This window comes from Mesorhizobium sp. CAU 1732 (assembly GCF_039888675.1).
Taxonomy (GTDB): Bacteria; Pseudomonadota; Alphaproteobacteria; order Rhizobiales; family Rhizobiaceae; genus Aerobium.
On the sequence record NZ_JBDQQR010000001.1, the window covers coordinates 2,863,287 to 2,882,559 of the forward strand.

Annotated in this window: 17 protein-coding genes and 1 pseudogene; 6 read left to right on the forward strand and 12 right to left on the reverse strand. The window is 63.0% G+C overall.

The window, feature by feature from the left end:
* Window positions 1-4 precede the first annotated feature (4 nt).
* The 11 genes and pseudogenes from pdhA to tpiA form a co-directional block, all read right to left on the reverse strand.
* Window positions 5-1,048: a pyruvate dehydrogenase (acetyl-transferring) E1 component subunit alpha gene (gene pdhA, locus AAFN55_RS13885; protein WP_347799427.1), complete on the reverse strand. Its 1,044-nt coding sequence runs from the start codon at window positions 1,046-1,048 to the stop codon at window positions 5-7.
* 171 nt (window positions 1,049-1,219) lie between these two features.
* On the reverse strand, window positions 1,220-1,543 hold the full coding sequence (locus tag AAFN55_RS13890) for a septum formation initiator family protein (RefSeq protein ID WP_347799428.1): 324 nt from the start codon (window positions 1,541-1,543) through the stop codon (window positions 1,220-1,222).
* 82 nt (window positions 1,544-1,625) lie between these two features.
* The gene (gene eno, locus AAFN55_RS13895) at window positions 1,626-2,900 is read right to left on the reverse strand and encodes a phosphopyruvate hydratase (protein ID WP_347799429.1); all 1,275 of its coding nucleotides are present in this window, start codon (window positions 2,898-2,900) and stop codon (window positions 1,626-1,628) included.
* A gap of 168 nt (window positions 2,901-3,068) precedes the next feature.
* The gene (locus AAFN55_RS13900; RefSeq protein WP_347799430.1) at window positions 3,069-3,434 is read right to left on the reverse strand and encodes a PRC-barrel domain-containing protein; all 366 of its coding nucleotides are present in this window, start codon (window positions 3,432-3,434) and stop codon (window positions 3,069-3,071) included.
* A 93-nt stretch (window positions 3,435-3,527) separates the two neighbouring features.
* Window positions 3,528-4,364: a 3-deoxy-8-phosphooctulonate synthase gene (kdsA, locus tag AAFN55_RS13905; protein WP_347799431.1), complete on the reverse strand. Its 837-nt coding sequence runs from the start codon at window positions 4,362-4,364 to the stop codon at window positions 3,528-3,530.
* Window positions 4,361-5,245, reverse strand: coding sequence for a VOC family protein (locus AAFN55_RS13910; RefSeq protein ID WP_347799432.1), 885 nt, complete (start codon window positions 5,243-5,245; stop codon window positions 4,361-4,363). Before AAFN55_RS13910 ends, kdsA begins: the two co-directional genes overlap by 4 nt.
* A gap of 52 nt (window positions 5,246-5,297) precedes the next feature.
* On the reverse strand, window positions 5,298-6,191 hold the full coding sequence (locus AAFN55_RS13915) for an alpha/beta fold hydrolase (protein WP_347799433.1): 894 nt from the start codon (window positions 6,189-6,191) through the stop codon (window positions 5,298-5,300).
* 147 nt (window positions 6,192-6,338) lie between these two features.
* Window positions 6,339-7,967 (reverse strand): CTP synthase, encoded by a 1,629-nt coding sequence (locus AAFN55_RS13920; RefSeq protein WP_347799434.1) that lies wholly within the window; start codon window positions 7,965-7,967, stop codon window positions 6,339-6,341.
* A 148-nt stretch (window positions 7,968-8,115) separates the two neighbouring features.
* Window positions 8,116-8,646, reverse strand: a pseudogene (locus AAFN55_RS13925) (L,D-transpeptidase); the annotation flags it as partial.
* A gap of 491 nt (window positions 8,647-9,137) precedes the next feature.
* On the reverse strand, window positions 9,138-9,533 hold the full coding sequence (gene secG, locus AAFN55_RS13930; protein ID WP_347799435.1) for a preprotein translocase subunit SecG: 396 nt from the start codon (window positions 9,531-9,533) through the stop codon (window positions 9,138-9,140).
* A gap of 140 nt (window positions 9,534-9,673) precedes the next feature.
* Window positions 9,674-10,441: a triose-phosphate isomerase gene (gene tpiA / locus AAFN55_RS13935; RefSeq protein WP_347799436.1), complete on the reverse strand. Its 768-nt coding sequence runs from the start codon at window positions 10,439-10,441 to the stop codon at window positions 9,674-9,676.
* Between the two features lie 145 nt (window positions 10,442-10,586).
* On the opposite strand from tpiA, the gene AAFN55_RS13940 reads away from it, so the two are divergent.
* From AAFN55_RS13940 to lexA, 6 genes are all read left to right on the forward strand, one after another.
* On the forward strand, window positions 10,587-12,473 hold the full coding sequence (locus AAFN55_RS13940) for a peptidyl-prolyl cis-trans isomerase (RefSeq protein WP_347799437.1): 1,887 nt from the start codon (window positions 10,587-10,589) through the stop codon (window positions 12,471-12,473).
* Window positions 12,474-12,479: 6 nt separating this feature from the next.
* Entirely contained in the window at window positions 12,480-13,505 is a 1,026-nt protein-coding gene (gene trpD, locus AAFN55_RS13945) for an anthranilate phosphoribosyltransferase (RefSeq protein ID WP_347799438.1), read from the forward strand.
* On the forward strand, window positions 13,502-14,314 hold the full coding sequence (gene trpC, locus AAFN55_RS13950; RefSeq protein ID WP_347799439.1) for an indole-3-glycerol phosphate synthase TrpC: 813 nt from the start codon (window positions 13,502-13,504) through the stop codon (window positions 14,312-14,314). The genes trpD and trpC overlap by 4 nt, the downstream gene beginning before the upstream one ends.
* 6 nt (window positions 14,315-14,320) lie before the next feature.
* On the forward strand, window positions 14,321-14,809 hold the full coding sequence (moaC, locus tag AAFN55_RS13955) for a cyclic pyranopterin monophosphate synthase MoaC (protein ID WP_347799440.1): 489 nt from the start codon (window positions 14,321-14,323) through the stop codon (window positions 14,807-14,809).
* 10 nt (window positions 14,810-14,819) lie between these two features.
* Window positions 14,820-16,019, forward strand: coding sequence for a gephyrin-like molybdotransferase Glp (gene glp / locus AAFN55_RS13960; protein ID WP_347800261.1), 1,200 nt, complete (start codon window positions 14,820-14,822; stop codon window positions 16,017-16,019).
* A gap of 107 nt (window positions 16,020-16,126) precedes the next feature.
* Entirely contained in the window at window positions 16,127-16,843 is a 717-nt protein-coding gene (gene lexA / locus AAFN55_RS13965) for a transcriptional repressor LexA (protein WP_347799441.1), read from the forward strand.
* 22 nt (window positions 16,844-16,865) lie between these two features.
* On the opposite strand, the gene AAFN55_RS13970 is transcribed toward lexA, so the two are convergent.
* A complete protein-coding gene (locus tag AAFN55_RS13970) occupies window positions 16,866-19,232 on the reverse strand; it encodes a ComEC/Rec2 family competence protein (RefSeq protein WP_347799442.1) in 2,367 nt (788 codons plus the stop codon).
* Window positions 19,233-19,273: the final 41 nt, after the last annotated feature.

Sequence of the window (19,273 nt, forward strand, 5' to 3'; positions counted from 1 at the left end):
TCCCCTAGAGCAGGATGTTCGTGTAGAGCTCGGACGGATCCGGCTCAGGGTCGGTCTGGGCGAAGTCGGCCGCATCCGCGACGATGTCGCGAACTTCCTTGTCGAGCGCCTTCAGATCGTCCTCGGTGGACCACTTGGCTTCGAGAAGCCGCGCCTTCACCTGCTCGATCGGATCATGCTCGGAGCGCATCTTCTGCACTTCGTCCTTGGAGCGGTACTTTGCCGGATCCGACATGGAGTGACCGCGATAGCGGTAGGTCTGCATCTCGAGGATGATCGGCCCCGCGCCCGAGCGGCAATGCTCGACGGCGAGTTCGCCGGCGGATTTGACCGCGCGAACGTCCATGCCGTCCACCTGGATCCCGGGAATGCGGAAGGACAGGCCGCGCTGCGAGAAATCGGTCTCGGCCGACGAGCGGCTTACCGAGGTGCCCATCGCATAGCGATTGTTCTCGATGATGTAGATCACCGGCAGCTTCCACAGCGACGCCATGTTGAAGCTCTCGTAGACCTGGCCCTGGTTTGCAGCGCCGTCACCGAAATAGGTCAGCGAGACATTCTTGTTGCCGCGATAGCGGTTGGCGAATGCGAGCCCCGTGCCAAGCGACACCTGCGCACCGACGATGCCATGCCCACCGTAGAAATTCTTCTCCTTGGAGAACATGTGCATCGAGCCGCCCTTGCCCTTGGAGTAACCTCCACGGCGTCCGGTGAGCTCGGCCATCACGCCGCGCGGGCTCATGTCCATCGCAAGCATATGACCATGGTCGCGGTAGGCGGTGATCATCTGGTCGCCCTCGATGAGCGCCATCTTCATGCCGGTCACGACCGCTTCCTGCCCGATATAGAGGTGGCAGAAACCGCCGATGAAGCCCATTCCGTAGAGCTGGCCGGCCTTCTCCTCAAAGCGCCGAATCAGGAGCATGTCGCGATACGCCTTCAACTCATCCTCTTTCGAGAATTTTGCCGGCAGCGGCGTCTTCAATGCAGGCTGGGATTTTGCGTCGGCCTTGGATTTGGCGGACGTCTTCCTGGCGGCTGTCGCCATCGATCACTCCCTGTTCGCGTCTCTTTGCGGACTATGGGAGGTAAGTTCCTCCCCGCATATAAGGAAAGGCTACCATGACCTCAGGCGATCCGCCATGCGGAAAAATGCATGGCTTGTATGCGCGTAAGCAACTCTAATTACACGTCTATTGGTTGATTAACCGAAATTCGATTAATTCGAAGAGCGCGGCCGCATGATGATGATTTCGCCGGGAAGCGCGAGATTGAGGGAGCGGCGGGCGTGTTCGTCCAGCATGTCCTTCTCGAGCGTGCCGTCATGCAGGAGCTGCACGCGCTGCTCCAGATGCGTCCGCTCGGCGGTCACACGCGCCAGATTGGCTTCGAGCCCGGCGACGCGCTCTTCGAGGCGGTACTTGGAGTAAATGCCATACTCGCCGTGAAAGGCATGGAAGCCGAAATAGGAGAGGAACACGGCGGCGATCGCCGGCACGATGAGAGCGCCGGTGTTGCGTTTCTTTTTCTGGCGAGTCCACATGGAAGCGACGTCCTTCGACAATCGCTCCATCTGGCACGATCATGCTTAAGGGGCGGTTACCATACCGCCCCTTTGCCTCGCCTCAGCCCTTCAGGATCGATTTTCCGGCGTAACGCGCATGCTTGCCAAGCTGCTCCTCGATACGCAGGAGCTGGTTGTACTTCGCCAGCCGGTCCGAGCGTGCAAGCGACCCGGTCTTGATCTGCCCGCAATTGGTCGCAACCGCGAGGTCGGCGATCGTGGAGTCCTCGGTCTCGCCCGAGCGATGCGACATCACCGCCGTATAGGCCGCCTTATGCGCGGTCTCGACCGCGTCAAGCGTCTCCGTCAGCGTACCGATCTGGTTGACCTTGACCAGGATGGAGTTGGCGACACCCATCTTGATGCCGTCCTTGAGCCGCGCCGAGTTGGTCACGAAGAGATCGTCGCCCACGAGCTGGACCTTGCTGCCGCACAGGTCGGTGAGCGTCTTCCAGCCGTCCCAATCGTCCTCCGACATGCCGTCCTCGATCGAGATGATCGGATAGTCGGCGGCGAGCTTCGCGAGGTACTTTGCCTGCGCCTTGGGGGCGCGGGTCTTCTTCTCGCCTTCATAGACGTAGTTGCCGTCCTTGAAGAACTCGGTAGCCGCGCAGTCGAGCGCGATGCCGACCTGTTCGCCGGGCTTGTAGCCAGCCTTCTCGATCGAGGCCATGACGAAGTCGAGCGCTGCCTGCGCGCTCTTCAGGTTCGGTGCGAAGCCGCCTTCGTCGCCGACATTGGTGTTATGACCGGCATCCTTCAGGCTCTTCTTGAGCGTGTGGAAGATTTCCGCACCCCACCGAAGCCCCTCGCGGAACGTTTCCGCGCCGACCGGCATGATCATGAATTCCTGGAAATCGATCGGGTTGTCGGCATGCGCACCGCCATTGATGATGTTCATCATCGGCACGGGAAGAACATGCGCACCGGCACCACCCACATAGCGGTAGAGCGGGAGGTTGGACGCGGACGCCGCAGCCTTCGCCACGGCAAGCGACACGCCGAGAATGGCGTTCGCGCCAAGGCGCGACTTGTTGTGCGTGCCGTCGAGATCGATCATCGCCCGGTCGATCTGGATCTGGTTTTCGGCGTCGAGCCCACCGATCGCCTCGAAGAGCTCTCCATTGACGGCATCGACCGCGCCCTTGACGCCCTTTCCGAGATAGCGCGCTCCGCCGTCGCGCAGTTCCATCGCCTCATGCGCACCGGTGGAAGCGCCGGAGGGAACGGCCGCCCGGCCCATCGAGCCGTCTTCGAGGATGACATCCACCTCGACGGTCGGATTGCCACGGCTGTCGAGGATTTCCCGGCCGATGATGTCGATGATTGCGGTCATGTCGATGTTCCTTTGGGTGAGGTCATGCGAGGTCGCGCCGTCTTACCCAAACCACCGGTCGGAGGCAATCGTGCGAGCACCTTCAGCCTGTTCTCGTCCGCCCATGCCAACATGAAAAAGCCCCGCGGAATCCGCAGGGCTTTCTCGTAAGGATGGTTCGACGTTACGTCAGATCCAGTAGGGCGGGACCTTGTAGTAGTCGTAGGACGCGTCGCGGGCCTTGTAGCCGTCGCCGCCGGTCAATTCGTTGATCTCATGCACCGGAGCAGCCTGGAGCTGGTCCTTGCTGAAGGGGACGACATATCCGCCGCGGTGCTCTTCGTAGTCGAGCGAAGCCCATGGAATTGCGTGGTATTTCTCGCCGATACCGAGGAATCCGCCAAAACCGATCACGGCGAACATGATGTTGTTGGATGTTTTGTCCAGCATCACATCCTCGATCCGCCCGATGTTTTTCCCTTCGGTGTTGTAGACCTCGGTGCCGATCACGCGCGAAGCCTGAATCGCAGCGGTATGTCCTGTCGCAGTTGCCATTGTTCTTCTCCTTGTTGGCTCCCTCGCCTGTCCCTTTTCAATGAGGAACGGGCCGCGAAGTTCCGGAGAATTCTGAACGGCGGGAGGCGGGCGTCAGGCGATCTGCTTGGATACAAGATCGAACGCCATCAGCGTCTCGAGGAGCCGAGGCATATCCTTGAGCGGCACCATGTTCGGTCCGTCGGAGGGTGCATTGTCGGGATCTTGATGCGTCTCGATGAACACGCCTGCGACGCCCACGGCGACTGCGGCGCGCGCCAGCGTTTCGACAAAGCGCCGTTCCCCGCCGGTTGATCCTCCTTGCCCTCCGGGTTGTTGCACGGAATGCGTCGCATCGAAGATCACGGGCGCGCCCATCTCCGCCATGATCGGAAGCGAGCGCATGTCGGACACGAGTGTGTTGTAGCCAAAGGACGCGCCGCGCTCCGTGACGAGCACGTTCCGGTTGCCGGAGTCCGTGATCTTGGCGACCACGTTTTTCATGTCCCACGGCGCGAGGAATTGCCCCTTTTTCACGTTGACGATCTTGCCTGTCTTGGCAGCGGCGATCAGCAGATCGGTCTGGCGCGACAGGAAAGCGGGGATCTGCAGGATATCCACCACCTCCGCCACGATCGCGCACTGTTCCTCAGTGTGGACGTCGGTCAGAACCGGCAGCCCGAATTCCTTGCGCAGGTCGGCGAAGACCGGCAATGCCGCATCCAGTCCTGCGCCGCGCGTGCCGCCAAGCGAGGTACGGTTGGCCTTGTCGAACGAGGATTTGTAGACGAGACCGATCCCAAGGCCGGTGCAGATGTCCTTCAGCGCGCCTGCCATGTCGAATGCGTGTTGCCGCGATTCGAGCTGGCACGGGCCCGCGATCAAGGTCAGCGGGGCGGAATTGCTGAAGCTGGCCGAGCCAGCGACGACCGTGGCGTTTGGTTGGGTCATGCGTGCACCTCAAAGGCAAAAACGGCGCCCTGCCCGGGCGAAGCTGGAACCACGATCATACGGTCGTGGTGTTCGAAGCCGATCCCGCCGCTTCTAAGGCTTTGCGCGACCGTGGCGAGATCGGAAACGGTAAAGATTATGGCGTGCAGGACGAGCCCGTTCGCCCGCTTCGGCTCGAGACCCAGCAGGTCGGCGCCGGTTTGCGGCGTGAGCACGGAGATCGAGCCCCTCCCCGATCCGACGGAAACGCCACCGGTATCGCTGACAGGATCAGAGCCGACGAATGTCGAGAAAAACGGGCTGAACCGCGCTGGTTCATCCGCAATTGCGACGACGCGCGAAATGCCGGTCACGCCATTTGGATGAACGGCAAGCGCGCCTCGCCCGCCGGCAGGAGCATCGACGCGCTCGCAAGTGAAGAAGAACGCATCAGGTTCCGAATCCGGTGCGGCCAAAGCCAGCCTGAACGAGACGGTCCGCGCGGCACCCTGTGCGTCCGTGTAACCGCGCGAAAAATCGAGCCGTTGGCCTGCCGAACTCCCCGCCTCGACAAAGGCGGCATGGTCCGCATCGGCGTCGGTGGAGGCCAAAACGACCGCCGAAAAGCCCTCGTCCCCCCGCGCTGCCCGAAATGCCCGGTCGCGCGCAACGAAGACATTGCCGTTTGCGGCAGCTTCATCTGCCACTGCCGGATCGGCGACCGCAAGCGATTCCAGAAATGTCTCGTCAGCAAAGTAGACGCAGACATTCGCTGTACCAAACGGATGCACGCCTTCTGGCGCAACCGTGAATCCAAGCGACGCCAGGCGCTCCCGCGCGATCGACAGATCGACCGTCGGAAGGACGAGGTGGTCAAGTGCGCGTCGGTCAGACTTTTGCATCGGCGCGGTGTGCCCCAAACCGCGGCCGCATTCAAGCACGGGTATCGTCAGGCTATTCTGGCGAGAGAATATCCATCGCAGCCGCCGGCGGCACCGCGAGTTCCTGGAGACCTCCGAGGAAACTCGACACGGCCTCCCACGCGCCATGTTCGAACATGTCGTCATGCGCCGCTTCTGGAAACACATGCAGTCTCGACAGCCCCTCGTTGATCGAGGCCAACAGCGTCGCGAAGATCGGCGGCGTCACCGTATCGCGTTCGCCGGCGAGAAGAAGAATGGGAGCGTCGATCGACGCGAAACGGGATTGCGTGTCGAATCGCGTACGAACCAGCCACAGCGGCATGCGCCGGGCGTTGTGCCCGACGATATCGCGAAACGAGGTGAATGGCGCTTCCAAAACGACACCGACCGGCTTCGACTTCGCCGCGACGTAGCTCGCGATCCCAGTGCCCATCGAATAGCCATAGAGCACGATGCCGCTGGGCGCGAGCTTGTCTTCAGCGACCCTTGCAAGGAGGGCGGCGGCGTCGCGGTAGAGCTTGTCTTCGTTCGGGCGACCGGGATTGCCACCATAGCCGCGATACCCCGCGAGCATCAGCCCGTAGCCTTGCTCAGCAAGATCGAAGAGATGCGACGGTTTCTTGATGACGTCGCCGGCCCGGCCGGGAAAATAGACGATGACCGGCTTGCCAGCCTCAGGCGCATGATACCACGAGCGCAGCATCAACCCGTCATGTGTCGGCAGATCGATCGGCTGCAACGCGACCTTGCTCTCCAGTTCCAGCAGGCTGAAGGCCAGGCGTTCCCGGAACAGCAGGATTTCAGGCGCGGTCGACAGGATCAGCAGCGACACGGCGATCGTCGCCGAGATGCCCGTCACCGCCCACCCGTTGCTGAACACAAGCGCAAGAAACCTGAACACGCTGCCGATACCCCACCGATCCATGCGGATCGCTCGCCGATTGCCGAAGACCGCTGAGCTTCCCCAAGATCAGTCTGTCATCGAACCGTAATGGAAGTGTTGCGTCGGCGATACGCGCGAAATCGTCGCCACCGCAGTGCGGCGATCACGATCTCGCGCGGGACGACGTCGTCAGACGAGCCGCGACTGGTCCATTGCCGCATTGATGAAGCTGGCGAAGAGCGGATGCGGTTCGAACGGCCGCGATTTCAGCTCAGGATGATACTGGACGCCGATGAACCACGGATGGTCGGCATATTCGACCGTCTCGGGCAAGACGCCATCAGGCGACATGCCGCCGAACACCAGCCCGCAGGCCTCCAGCCGCTCCTTGTAGTCGATATTGACCTCGTAGCGATGGCGATGGCGTTCCGAAATGGTCGTATCGCCATAGATCTCCGCGATCTTCGAACCCGCGACGAGGCTCGCTTCATAGGCGCCGAGACGCATCGTTCCGCCAAGGTCACCGGCTTCGCGCCGCTTCTCGAGCATGTTGCCCTTAAGCCATTCGGTCATCAGGCCGACGACGGGCTCCTTCGCTTCGCCGAATTCGGTCGATGATGCGTTTTCGATCCCCGCCAGAGAACGCGCAGCCTCGATACAGGCCATCTGCATGCCGAAGCAGATGCCGAAATACGGCACCTTGCGCTCGCGGGCGAACTTCGCCGCCAGGATCTTGCCTTCCGAACCGCGCTCGCCGAAGCCGCCCGGAACGAGAATGCCATGCACTTTTTCGAGGAACGGTGCGGGGTCTTCCTTTTCGAAGACTTCCGATTCGATCCAGTCGAACTTCACCCGCACCTTGTTCGCCATCCCGCCATGCGACAGCGCCTCGATAAGCGATTTGTAGGCGTCTTTCAGGCCGGTATACTTGCCGACGATCGCGATCGTGACTTCGCCTTCGGGATTGTGGATGCGGCTGGAAATCTCCTGCCAGCGTTCCATGCGAGGCTTTGGCGCGGGGTCGATGCCGAAGGCGGCAAGCACTTCGCCGTCCAGCCCTTCCTTGTGATAGGCCATCGGCACGTCATAGATATGCGCGACGTCAAGCGCCTGGATGACGGCGCTTTCCCGCACATTGCAGAACAGCGACAGCTTGCGGCGCTCTTCCTTGGGTATCGCGCGATCGGCGCGCACCAGCAGGATGTCGGGCGCAATGCCGATCGACCGCAACTCCTTCACCGAATGCTGCGTCGGCTTGGTCTTCAATTCGCCGGCAGCCGGGATCCAGGGCATCAGCGTCAGATGGATATAGACCGCCTGCCCGCGCGGGAGGTCGTTGCCGAGCTGGCGAATCGCTTCCAGGAAAGGCATCGCCTCGATATCGCCGACAGTGCCGCCGATCTCGCAGAGCACGAAATCGTACTCCTCGTTGCCTTCGAGCACGAAGTTCTTGATCTCGTCGGTGACGTGCGGAATGACCTGCACGGTGGCGCCAAGATAGTCGCCGCGCCGCTCCCGCTCGATGATGTTCTTGTAGATTCGACCGGTCGTGATGTTGTCCTGCTGGTTCGCAGAACGACCGGTGAACCGCTCGTAGTGTCCGAGATCGAGATCCGTCTCAGCACCGTCGTCGGTCACAAAGACCTCGCCATGCTGATAGGGCGACATCGTGCCCGGATCGACATTGAGATAAGGGTCGAGCTTGCGGATTCGTACACGGTAACCACGTGCCTGCAGGAGGGCTCCAAGAGCCGCTGCGGCAATGCCTTTACCGAGTGAGGAAACCACGCCGCCGGTGATGAAAACATATCGCGCCATGGGAGTTGACGCTTAGCCGTGCGCAATTGATTCCGCTAGTGGAAAATTCGCCTTCGCGTTCTTTTCCCGTATTGTATCGCAGCCTCGCGCCGGCCTTGGCCGACGCTGAACCACCAGCCGGACGGTGATCCGGCCGGTGGAAAAGTCATTAAAGGACGACGACTTCCGTCCCGGAACGGACGCGGCCGTAGAGATCGATGACGTGTTCGTTGATCATGCGGAAGCAGCCGTTCGACGAGTTCGTGCCGATCGTCTGGGGCTGATTGGTGCCGTGGATACGGACATGCGTGTCCTTCTTGCCCTGGTAGAGGTAGATGGCGCGCGCGCCGAGCGGGTTTTCAGGACCGCCGTTCATGCCGTCCTTGTAGCGCCCGTATTTCTTCGGCTCACGCTCCTGCATCGCCTTGGTCGGGAACCAGCGCGGCCATTCCTGCTTGTCGCCGACGGTCGCAGTACCCTTGAACTCGAGACCTTCCTTGCCGACCGCGATCGCGTAGCGACGCGCCTTCGATGACGATTCGACGAGGTACAGGAAGCGCGAGCCCGTGTCGATGACGATCGTTCCGCGCTTGTAGCCGGAGAAGCTGACCGACTGGGGCTCGAAATCCGCCCTCACCCTGAAGGCCTTGCCGGCATCGCGCTGGCGCAGAACGCCATCGAGCGCCTGCGTCTCCGGCAGGACACGCTGCTGGGTCCGAAGACCGAAGAGCCCGACCCGGACCGGCTCGCCGCTGCGCAGTTCGCCCGTATTCTGCCCGGGAGCGGTCTGGACGGGCGCCGGTTGCCGTTTGCCTTGTGTTGCGGCCACGGTCTTTTGCTGAGGCGCAGGAGCCTGCTGGGCCTGCTCGGTCTTCTTCCCGCGCAGGAAGTCCATCAGTGTCCGTCCACCCTCCTCTGCGCTGGCAGACGAGCCGAATGCCACGAGCACGCCAAGAGCGAGCGCGGCGAAGTTGAAAATCCTCATGATTGTATCACCGTACGATGCGGCAGGGTCGGCGGGATGCGCAGGCACTGCACAGGTTGCCTGCGACGATATTACCCGAGCAGACGGCACGCTCTCAAGCGGTCACAAACGCAACACGGCCCCGGAAGGGGCCGCGCGATACGGTTATCGGTCGGTTGTGACACGGAAACAACATTCCGCGTCCGATGCGGCGATATTCGCCGACCTTACTGGTTCGGAACCTGTGGCTGCGCTGGCTGAGCCGGCGCGGGCGTCTCGGTCGGCGCCTCCGACGAAGGCGTTGCGCCGCTGCCGCCGAGCTGGTCGAGCACGCCGCCGCCCGTACCTGCCGGTGCCTGCTGGCCCGAGGTTGGAACGCGGTTGAGAATATCGAGCGGCTGTTCGCCGTAGCGCGCCAGCAGAGACAGAGAGAGCGACGTCGCAAAGAACGCAACCGCCAGCATTGCCGTGGCCCGCGTCAGCGCATTTGCCGCGCCGCGCGCCGTCATGAAACCAGAGCCGCCGCCGATGCCGAGACCGCCGCCTTCCGAGCGCTGGAGGAGGACCACGCCCACGAGAGCGAGGACGACCATCAGATGGATGACGATGAGAATAGTCTGCATTTTTCGATCCGGCTTTTCTTGCGCGTCGGGCCGCAATGGATTGCGGACGCGGCTCATTACACGGCTTTGTCGCTTATTCCAACAATATTGGTGTCTTTGGCGACTTAAAAAAGGTCAGCACCTCAAAAAGGTACGGCCACTCAGATCGCGCCATAGGCTTCCGCGATACCGAGGAAGTCCGATGCCTTCAGACTGGCACCGCCAACCAATGCCCCATTGACGTTCTCGATGGACAGAAGTTCGACCGCATTCGACGGCTTCACGGACCCGCCATAGAGAATGCGCATGCGCGACGCTTCGGTCTCTCCGATTCGCTCGATGAGCTGCGCACGAATGTGAGCGTGCGCTTCCGCGACGTCGCTTACGCTCGGCGTCAGGCCCGTGCCGATCGCCCATACGGGCTCATAGGCAAGGACACAATTCGCATGGGTCGCGCTGGTCGGGACCGAACCGGCAATCTGCTTCGACAAAACGTCGAGCGTTTTGCCGCCTTCCCGCTCCGCCTGTGTTTCGCCGATACAAATGATGGAGACGATGCCGGCCCGCCACGCTGCAACCGCCTTTGCATGCACCTGCTCGTCGGTCTCGGCATGATCGGTTCGGCGCTCCGAATGACCGACGATGACATGCGACGCGCCGGCATCCTTGATCATTTCCGCGGACACATCGCCGGTGTGCGCGCCATTTTCCTTGGCATGGCAATCCTGCCCACCGGATTTGACGGGCGTGCGATGAAGGATCTCGGATGCACGCCACAAAAGGGTCGCGGGAACGCAGATGAGCGCATCGGTCTGCGTCTCCAGTCCCTTCATGAAGCCGTTTCCGATGACGATGATTTCGGGCAGCGAAGCGCTTGTGCCGTTCATCTTCCAGTTTCCGGCTACGAGGGGTCGAATGCCTCTTGTCATCGCGCGATCTCCTTCATTTGGCCGTGAGTTCGGGTTCTCCTAGCAAAATCGGGCTACAAAGCAATCGACACCGGCGGGGAAGGACGTTATTGCCGGTGCTCGCACCATATCGCCTCGGGGTTTCAAGGGTAACCGGGACAAAGACATGCTCAATTCTCTCAGAAGTGCCGCTGGAACGTGGGTGGCAAAGCTGCTGCTCATATTGCTGGTTCTCAGCTTTGCCGTCTGGGGGATATCCGGACAGATACTCGGCGGAATGGGCAGCAGTGTCCTGGTTGCGGGAAACACCAAGGTCTCGATCCTGGAGTACCGCCTCGCCTACGATCGCCAGATCGCCATGCTGTCGCAGCAATTCGGCCAGCAGATCACGCGCGAACAGGCGCGGGCTTTCGGCATCGACCAGCAGGTGCTGTCGCAGTTGACCGCCGGCGCGGTCCTCGACGAGCAGGCACGCGAGATGAATCTGGGCTTGTCGCGCGACCGCCTGGCGATCTTGACCGCCGAGGATCCCGCCTTCCGCGGCCCGGACGGCTCGTTCAACCGCCAGCAGTTCGAGTTCGCACTTCGCCAGATCGGCATGCGCCCTCAGGACTACATCAAAAATCGCGAGCAGGTCGCGGTGCGGCAGCAGATCGTGGAAGCGGTTTCCGACGGTCTCGCCGCGCCTGATACATTCCTGCGCGCCGTGTCGCTCTATCGCGGCGAAGACCGGACGGTGGAGTATCTCGTGATCCCGCAGTCCGAGGTAGAGCCGATCGAGGCACCGACCGACGATGCGGTCGCGGCATATTTCGAAGAAAACAAGGCAAGCTACGCCGCCCCCGAATATCGCAAGATTTCCTACGTCAAGCTCGAGCCGGCCGACATCGCGGACCCTTCGGTCGTCACCGATGACCAGGTGCGCGCGTCCTATGAGCAGAACGCAGCGCGTTACACGACCGCCGAGCGTCGCCGCATTGAGCAGATCGTGTTTGCCGACGAAGCAGCGGCGTCAGCCGCGCTGGAAAAGGTTCGCGGCGGAGCCACATTCGAGGACATCGCGGCCGAACAGGGCCGGTCGACCGCCGATCTGCTGCTCGGCACGTTCGACAAGGCTGGCGTGGCCGATCCGGCGATTGCCGAGGCCGCGTTCGCCCTCGAGGCGGACGAAGTCAGCGACGTGGTTCAGGGCGCTTTCGGCTCGATCCTGCTCCGGGTGACCGAGATCACGCCCGAGAGCGTGCGCCCGTTCGAGCAGGTTTCCACGGAGATCCGCGAAGAGATCGCGCTCGATGAAGCCAATCGCATTCTGATGGACGTGTATGACGGATACGAAGATTCCCGCGCATCCGGCGAGAGCATGGCCCAGGCAGCCGAAAAGCAGCGTCTGACGGTCGTGACCGTCGACGCGGTCGATCGCAGCGGCAACACGCCGGACGGCACGACCTTGACCGATCTGCCGCAATCCGCCGCCTTGCTGAGCCAGGCCTTCGAGGCGGAAGCAGGCGTCGAGAACCCGCCGATCAACATCGGGTCGACGGGCTTCGTGTTTTACGAAGTGGACGACGTCACCGCCGCACGAGACCGCACCTTGGACGAGGTCCGCGACCGCGTCGTCGCTGACTGGACCGAGCGTGAGACCGCCACCCGGCTTTCGGCACGTGCAGGCGAACTGCAAAAGCAGATTGCGGACGGCAAGCCGATCGCCGAGGTCGCGACCGAGATCGAACAGGAGTTGCAGACGCGTCGCGGGCTCAAGCGCGACGCGAACGATGCCGCCCTGGGCGAAGCCGGCGTAGCGGCCGTTTTCGGCGTGGCACAAGGTGAGACCGGGATCGTGACGGCTCCGAGCGGCGACGCACAACTGGTGTTCCGGGTGACCGAAGTCGTGCAGCCCATGGATGCCGGCGCCGAATCGATCGCCGAAGACCAGCGGCGTTCCTTTGGCTCGGGTTTTGCTGACGATCTGCTCGACCAGCTCGTCGCGCGGCTGCAGTCGCAATACACCGTGACCGTGGATCGTGGGGCCGTCCAGCAGGCGCTGAGTTTCTAGCGTGCCATGAGCGACTTCAAGACACACATCGCGACAGTCGCCAACGGAACGCCCCTCACCTTCGAGGAGGCACGCGAGGCCTTCGACATCATGATGTCGGGTGATGCCACGCCGAGCCAGATCGGCGGTTTCCTGATGGCGCTGCGAACGCGCGGCGAAACCGTCGACGAAATCTCCGGCGCGGTCGCGACGATGCGCGCCAAGATGCTTCGCGTCAGGGCGCCGGCGAACGCGATCGACATCGTCGGCACGGGCGGTGACGCTTCGGGCTCCTACAACGTCTCGACCTGCGCTGCCTTCATCGTGGCAGGTGCGGGCGTTCCCGTGGCGAAGCACGGCAACCGTGCCTTGTCGTCAAAGTCGGGTGCGGCCGATACGCTGATCGCCCTGGGTATCGACATCGAGATTTCCCCCGATCACATCTCGACCTGTATCGAGGAAGCGGGTGTCGGCTTCATGTTCGCGCCCGCCCATCATTCGGCCATGCGCCATGTCGGCCCGTCCCGCGTCGAACTCGGCACGCGCACGATCTTCAACCTGCTTGGTCCGCTCTCCAATCCGGCCGGCGTTTCGCGCCAACTGGTCGGTGTCTTCGCGCCGCAATGGGTCGAGCCGATCGCGCATGTTCTCAAGGGGCTCGGCTCCGAATCGATCTGGGTCGTCCATGGCGATGGCCTCGACGAGATGACCACAGCGGGCACGACGAAGGTCGCAGCGCTTGAGAATGGCGAGGTTCGCACCTTCGAAATCGCGCCGGAGGATGTCGGTCTTGCCAGGGCGAGGCCGGAGGATTTGAAAGGCGGCGACGCGCAGCACAATGCGCGCGCCCTGCGTGCCGTCCTGTCGGGCGAGCGAAACGCCTACCGCGACATCGCAATCCTCAACGCGGCGGGTGCCCTCGTCGTATCGGGCACGGTCGCGACGCTCCCGGACGGCATCGCCATGGCCACGCAGTCGATCGACAGCGCGTCTGCTCTTGCGGCGCTGGATAGGCTGGTTCACGTTTCCAACCGAAAGGGGAAGCCGCAATGACGGACATTCTCCAGAAGATCGAAGTCTACAAGCGCGACGAAATCGCCGCGGCAAAGGCGGCGGTGCCGCTTTCCGAGCTCAAGGCGCGCAGCCGCGACGTCGATGCGCCGAGGGGCTTTCGTAAGGCGATCCAGGCCAAGCAGGCGGTCGGAGACTTTGCGCTCATCGCCGAGATCAAGAAGGCGAGCCCCTCCAAGGGCCTCATCCGCGCCGATTTCGATCCGCCGTCACTCGCCCGCGCCTATGAAGCCGGGGGCGCGGCCTGCCTTTCCGTCCTGACCGACACGCCATCGTTCCAGGGCGCACCGGAATTCCTCACCCACGCACGCGCGGCGACCGCCATGCCCGTGCTGCGCAAGGACTTCATGTTCGAGACCTATCAGGTCCATGAAGCGCGCAGTTGGGGTGCTGACGCGATCCTGATCATCATGGCGAGCCTATCGGATGACGACGCGCGGGCCCTGGAAGGCGAAGCGCACGACCTCGGCATGGACGTGCTGATCGAGGTGCATGACGAGGCGGAGATGGAGCGCGCCCTAAAACTCGCCTCACCCCTCATCGGCATCAACAACCGCAACCTGCGAACGTTTGAAGTAGGCCTCGAGACATCGGAACGTCTGGCGCAACTCGTGCCCGACGAGCGCCTCATCGTCGGCGAAAGCGGCATCTTCACGCATGCCGACTGCAATCGCCTGTCGAATTCTGGCATCTCCTGCTTCCTCGTCGGCGAGAGCCTGATGCGGCAGGCCGATGTGACACTTGCGACCCGCACGCTTCTCGGCATCGAACAGCGCAGCGCGGCAGGCTGACACCCGATGAGCGGTTCCGGCCTCACACATCTGGGTGCATCGGGCGAAGCCAACATGGTGGATGTCGGCGCCAAGGCCGAGACCGAGCGTACCGCGATCGCGGAAGGCGCGGTGGTCATGAAAGCGGAGACGCTGCGCATGATCCTCGATGGCGACGCCAAGAAGGGGGACGTTCTGGGCACCGCGCGCATCGCCGGCATCATGGCGGCCAAGCGCACGCACGAGCTGATTCCGCTTTGCCATCCGCTTCTGCTCACGAAGGTTTCCGTCGATATCGAGCCTGACGCCACGCTGCCCGGCCTGCGCGTGCGCGCGCTGGCCCGTGTGACCGGCAAAACCGGTGTGGAGATGGAAGCGCTCACGGCCGCATCCGTCGCCTGCCTCACGATCTACGACATGGCCAAGGCCGCCGATCGTGGAATGACGATCACCGGAATCCGCGTTGTCGAGAAGAGCGGCGGCAAATCCGGCGATTACCGCGCCGCGGAGGCCTGAGTTGGCTGGTCTGCTGCCCGTCGACGATGCGCTGGCGCAACTCCTGCGCGACGCCGGTCCGCTTGGCGCGGAAGATGTCGCAATCGCCGAAGCCTCCGGTCGCGTTTTGGCCTCGGCCATCGCCGCAAGACGAACGCAACCGCCCTTCCCCGCCTCGGCGATGGACGGCTATGCGGTGCGTGGGCAAGACATCGAGACCATACCGGCAAAGCTCAACGTGATCGGCGAATCGATCGCCGGCAAGCGCTTCGACGGCACGGTCGGCCCCGGCGAGGCCGTGCGCATCTTTACCGGCGCACCGATTCCAAATGGCGCCGACACGGTTCTCCTTCAGGAAGATGCCAAGGGTGTCGGCAACCAGACCATCGAGGCGCTGGAAGCGACGCCAAAGGGCAGACACATCCGCCGCGAAGGCCTCGACTTCATCACCGGCGAGCCACTCTTGAGCGCTGGCCGCCTGCTCGATCCGGCCGCACTTTCGCTCGCCGCGGCCGCCAACCATGCGATGCTGCCGGTTGTGCGCAAACCGCTGGTCGCGATCATCGCCACCGGCACGGAGCTTGTCGCACCGGGTGACAATCCCGGCCCGGACCAGATCGTCGCGTCCAACAGCTATGGCGTCGCCGCGATCGCGCGCAACGCCGGCGCGCAAATCCTCGACCTCGGCATCGTCCCCGACGATCGCGCGCAGATCGCCGCCTCCATGGATCGCGCACGCGCCGCGCGCGCCGACATCGTCGTCACGCTGGGCGGCGCGTCTGTCGGTGACCACGACCTCGTCCGCGACGTGCTTGCCGGCCAGGGAATGCAGCTTGAGTTCTGGAAGATCGCCATGCGTCCGGGCAAGCCGCTGATGTTCGGGCGCTTCGATGACACGCGGGTGCTGGGTCTGCCGGGCAACCCTGTCTCGAGCATGGTTTGTGCCTATGTCTTCCTCGTGCCGCTGGTGGCTGCCCTCGCCGGCCGCTCTACCGCCAACCGATTGCGCTCAGCCCGTCTCGGATCGCCCATGAAAGCCAACGATCACCGACAGGATTACGTGCGGGCGCATGTCGAGGACCGTGATGGCGAACTCACCGCGACCCCCTTCGGCACGCAGGATTCGTCGATGCTCAAGACGCTCGCCGCATCGAATGCGCTGATCGTCAGAGAGCCGGGAGCAGCCGCGGCCGAGCCTGGCGATGCTTGCCGCGTCATGCTGCTAAGCTGAACAAAGCATCAACGAATTCATTAAAATTAAACGTGTTGCGGAACACAACTGGAACAGATAGTGTTTGTTCTGGTTTTGTTTTTGGATCGATTCCCAAGGGGCGAGCGATGCTGACGCGCAAGCAACACGAACTGCTTCTCTTCATCCATGAGCGGTTGAAGGAGACGGGAATCCCCCCTTCTTTCGACGAAATGAAGGAAGCGCTCGATCTGGCGTCCAAATCCGGCATCCACCGTCTCATCACCGCTCTCGAGGAACGGGGCTTCATCAGGCGTCTTCCCAACAGGGCGCGCGCGCTGGAGGTTCTGCGGCTTCCCGATTCGATTGCTCCGGGCCTGAATGCGGCGAAGAAGTTTTCACCGAGCGTCATCCAGGGCAGCCTCGGCAGGGCGCCTGAGCGCTCCCGCCTGCATACCCATAGCAATGACGACGACACTCCGGCGTCCGTATCGATCCCGGTCATGGGGCGGATCGCGGCCGGCGTTCCGATCGACGCGATCCAGCACAAGACGCATTCGATCAGCGTACCGCCGGAAATGCTGTCCGGTGGCGAGCACTATGCGCTCGAGGTCAAAGGCGACTCGATGATCGAGGCCGGCATCTTCGACGGCGACACGGTCATCATCAAGGATGGCCAGACGGCCAGTCCGGGCGATATCGTCGTTGCGCTCGTCGATGACGAGGAAGCGACCCTCAAGCGGTTCCGTCGAAAGGGCGCGTCGATCGCGCTGGAAGCCGCCAATCCGGCTTACGAAACACGCATCTTCGGACCGGACCGCATCAAGGTTCAGGGCAAACTCGTCGGCCTGATCCGCCGCTATTGAAGGCAGACGGCGCGCCCGGCCTCTAATCCCGCCGGTCATTGGCTTCGGCGGGATTTTCGCGCTGGTAGGGCGGCATGCCGCGCGCTGCGCGCGAGAACTGGCGATGATGGTGCCACGCGCGGTACGGTTCCCTGATCGCGTAGCGGGGCGTGGGGCGCAGGCCATTTGCGGGAAACGAGAACTCGACGCTGCCATGGCGCGCGAGGTCGCGTTTGGTAATGACCAGCACTGCCGCGTTTTCGCACGGATCGCCGGCGGTGGCGTCGTCGATGATGATGACGGTTGCTTCGCCGCAGACACCTGCCGCGTCATTTTCGGTCGCCGCATAGGCCACAACGCCCCCGCTTCCGTGCCGCGCGATGCACAAGCCCTCGTCGTTGCAGATGAAGCCCGAGGCGTGCTCCGCTTGTGATCCCGCGGCAGTGCCGGGTCGGACGATCTCCGTGGCTGCAAAAGCTCGCATCCAGTTGTCCATCGTAAATGCGCGCGGACGCGGGCGATTGACGGCGACGCGGCCATCCTCGAGCCGCATGGCGACGAGACTGCCATCTTCGGAGATGATGACATCCGGCACATCCCGCATGAAAAGCATGAATGCGGCGATTGCCAGAAGCGGCGCGGCAGCCCACCGCATCACCCCATCCGTCATCGTCAGAAATGCGAGTGCAAGCGTCGTGATCAGCACGGCGCCCAGCGGAATCGCGCCGGTCATGTCGAATACGGATCGCTCAGCCAGCCAGATCGCGACCGCATTCATCGCGGCGATGCCGAGCCCCATCAATTGCAGCGCTGGCCCTTCCAGGCCGAACGGCATGAGGATCGATGCGATGACCGCCATCGGCATGACGATCACCGAGACGAACGGCATTGCAGCCAGGTTCGCCACCAGACCGAGCGGGGCGACCTGCTGGAAATGCCATGCGGTGAAAAGCGCCGTCGCAAGGCCGGCGACGACGGACGTCATCGAGAGCCCCGCCGCGTAGATTCCGCTCGCCCGCAGGACGGAGGCGACAGGCGACCGCCGCGGCGGAGGTCCGCTGGCCGGCTTTCCCTGTCGGTATTCCGTCCACGCAGCATAGGAGGCAACGAGCGCGGCAGTTGCCGCAAACGACATCTGGAAACTCGGGCCGACGACTTCATGCGGCGCGATCAAAAGGATGATGATCGCCGAGATCGCAAGGTTTCGCATGGTCAGCGCCGCGCGGTCCACCATCACAGCAAGCAGCATGACCGCCAGCATGATGAAGCTTCGTTGTGCAGCGACATCCGCGCCCGACATCACGAGGTAGAATGCGGTCGCCGACAGCGCCACAAACGCGGCGTATTTCTTCACCGGGTGCCGCGACGAGAAGGCCGGAACAAGCGCGAAGCAGCATCGCATGCCGACCATGAGCGTTCCCGCCACGAGCGCCATGTGAAGCCCCGAGATCGAGATCACATGATAGAGGCCGACGACGCGAAGCGCTTCGTTGATGTCCTCCGGAATGCCCGCACGGACGCCGGTGATGAGGGCTGCCGCGATCTCGCCTTCCGGGCCGCCGATCTGCAATGCGATCCGCCCCGCCATGATGCCGCGCTGCTCTTCGATCCAGGCGCGGACGCGGTCTCCGAACCGAGGTGTTGTGACGATGTCGGCAAGTTCGGGATTGTTGAGAAAGAAGCCGATCGCGCCGATTCCATCGAAATAGCTCTTGAAGGAGAAGTCGTAGCTTTGCGGGCGAACCGGTCCCGAGGGCGGGATCAGGCGAACGAGGCCCGTCATCGTGTCGCCGGGTTTCAGTCCCTCCGGTATTGCGCGCGCGGTGGCGCGGATCCTGTCGGGCGCATAGCGAAGCTCAGGGCGAGCCGTCGAGACGACGTCGAGCGTCAGGCGGAACCGACCGCTGGACTGGTGCTCGATGCGTGCCACCCGTCCTGTTATGCGCGTGGTGATCTCCGCGCCCATCATCGGGGTCAATGCTCGCCACGTCTCGACCTTGGCGGCTCCCATGCCGATAAGGGTCATCAGCGCGGCAAGTGCCGTCAGGCGCATGACGGGCCTGGCAACAGCCATCACCGCGCATCCGGCAGCAAACACTGCGGCCACAACCAGCAAGATTGCGGGCGGCTCACTGGGCATCGTGAAGTAGACGAGCGCGCCGATCGCCATGAACGCCGGCACGAGGAGAAAGGCGTTCCCCCGTTCGAGATACTGCTCGAAGCCCGAACGCCCTGCCTCCTGCAGCGCCTCCAGGTTCAGACGCGGCCGAGGGAGGTTCCGCCCAGCCACCGGCCCCACCGTCACATCGGTGAAGGATCGGGTAGCAGGGAGCGACGCGTCGGACGCAAAATCCGGCGACACGCTGTACTGACGGCGCTCGTCCGTCGCGATCGGTCTTTCCCCACCCATGCCGCTTCCCGCTCGGGTAATGCTTGCACGCCCGACCTCCT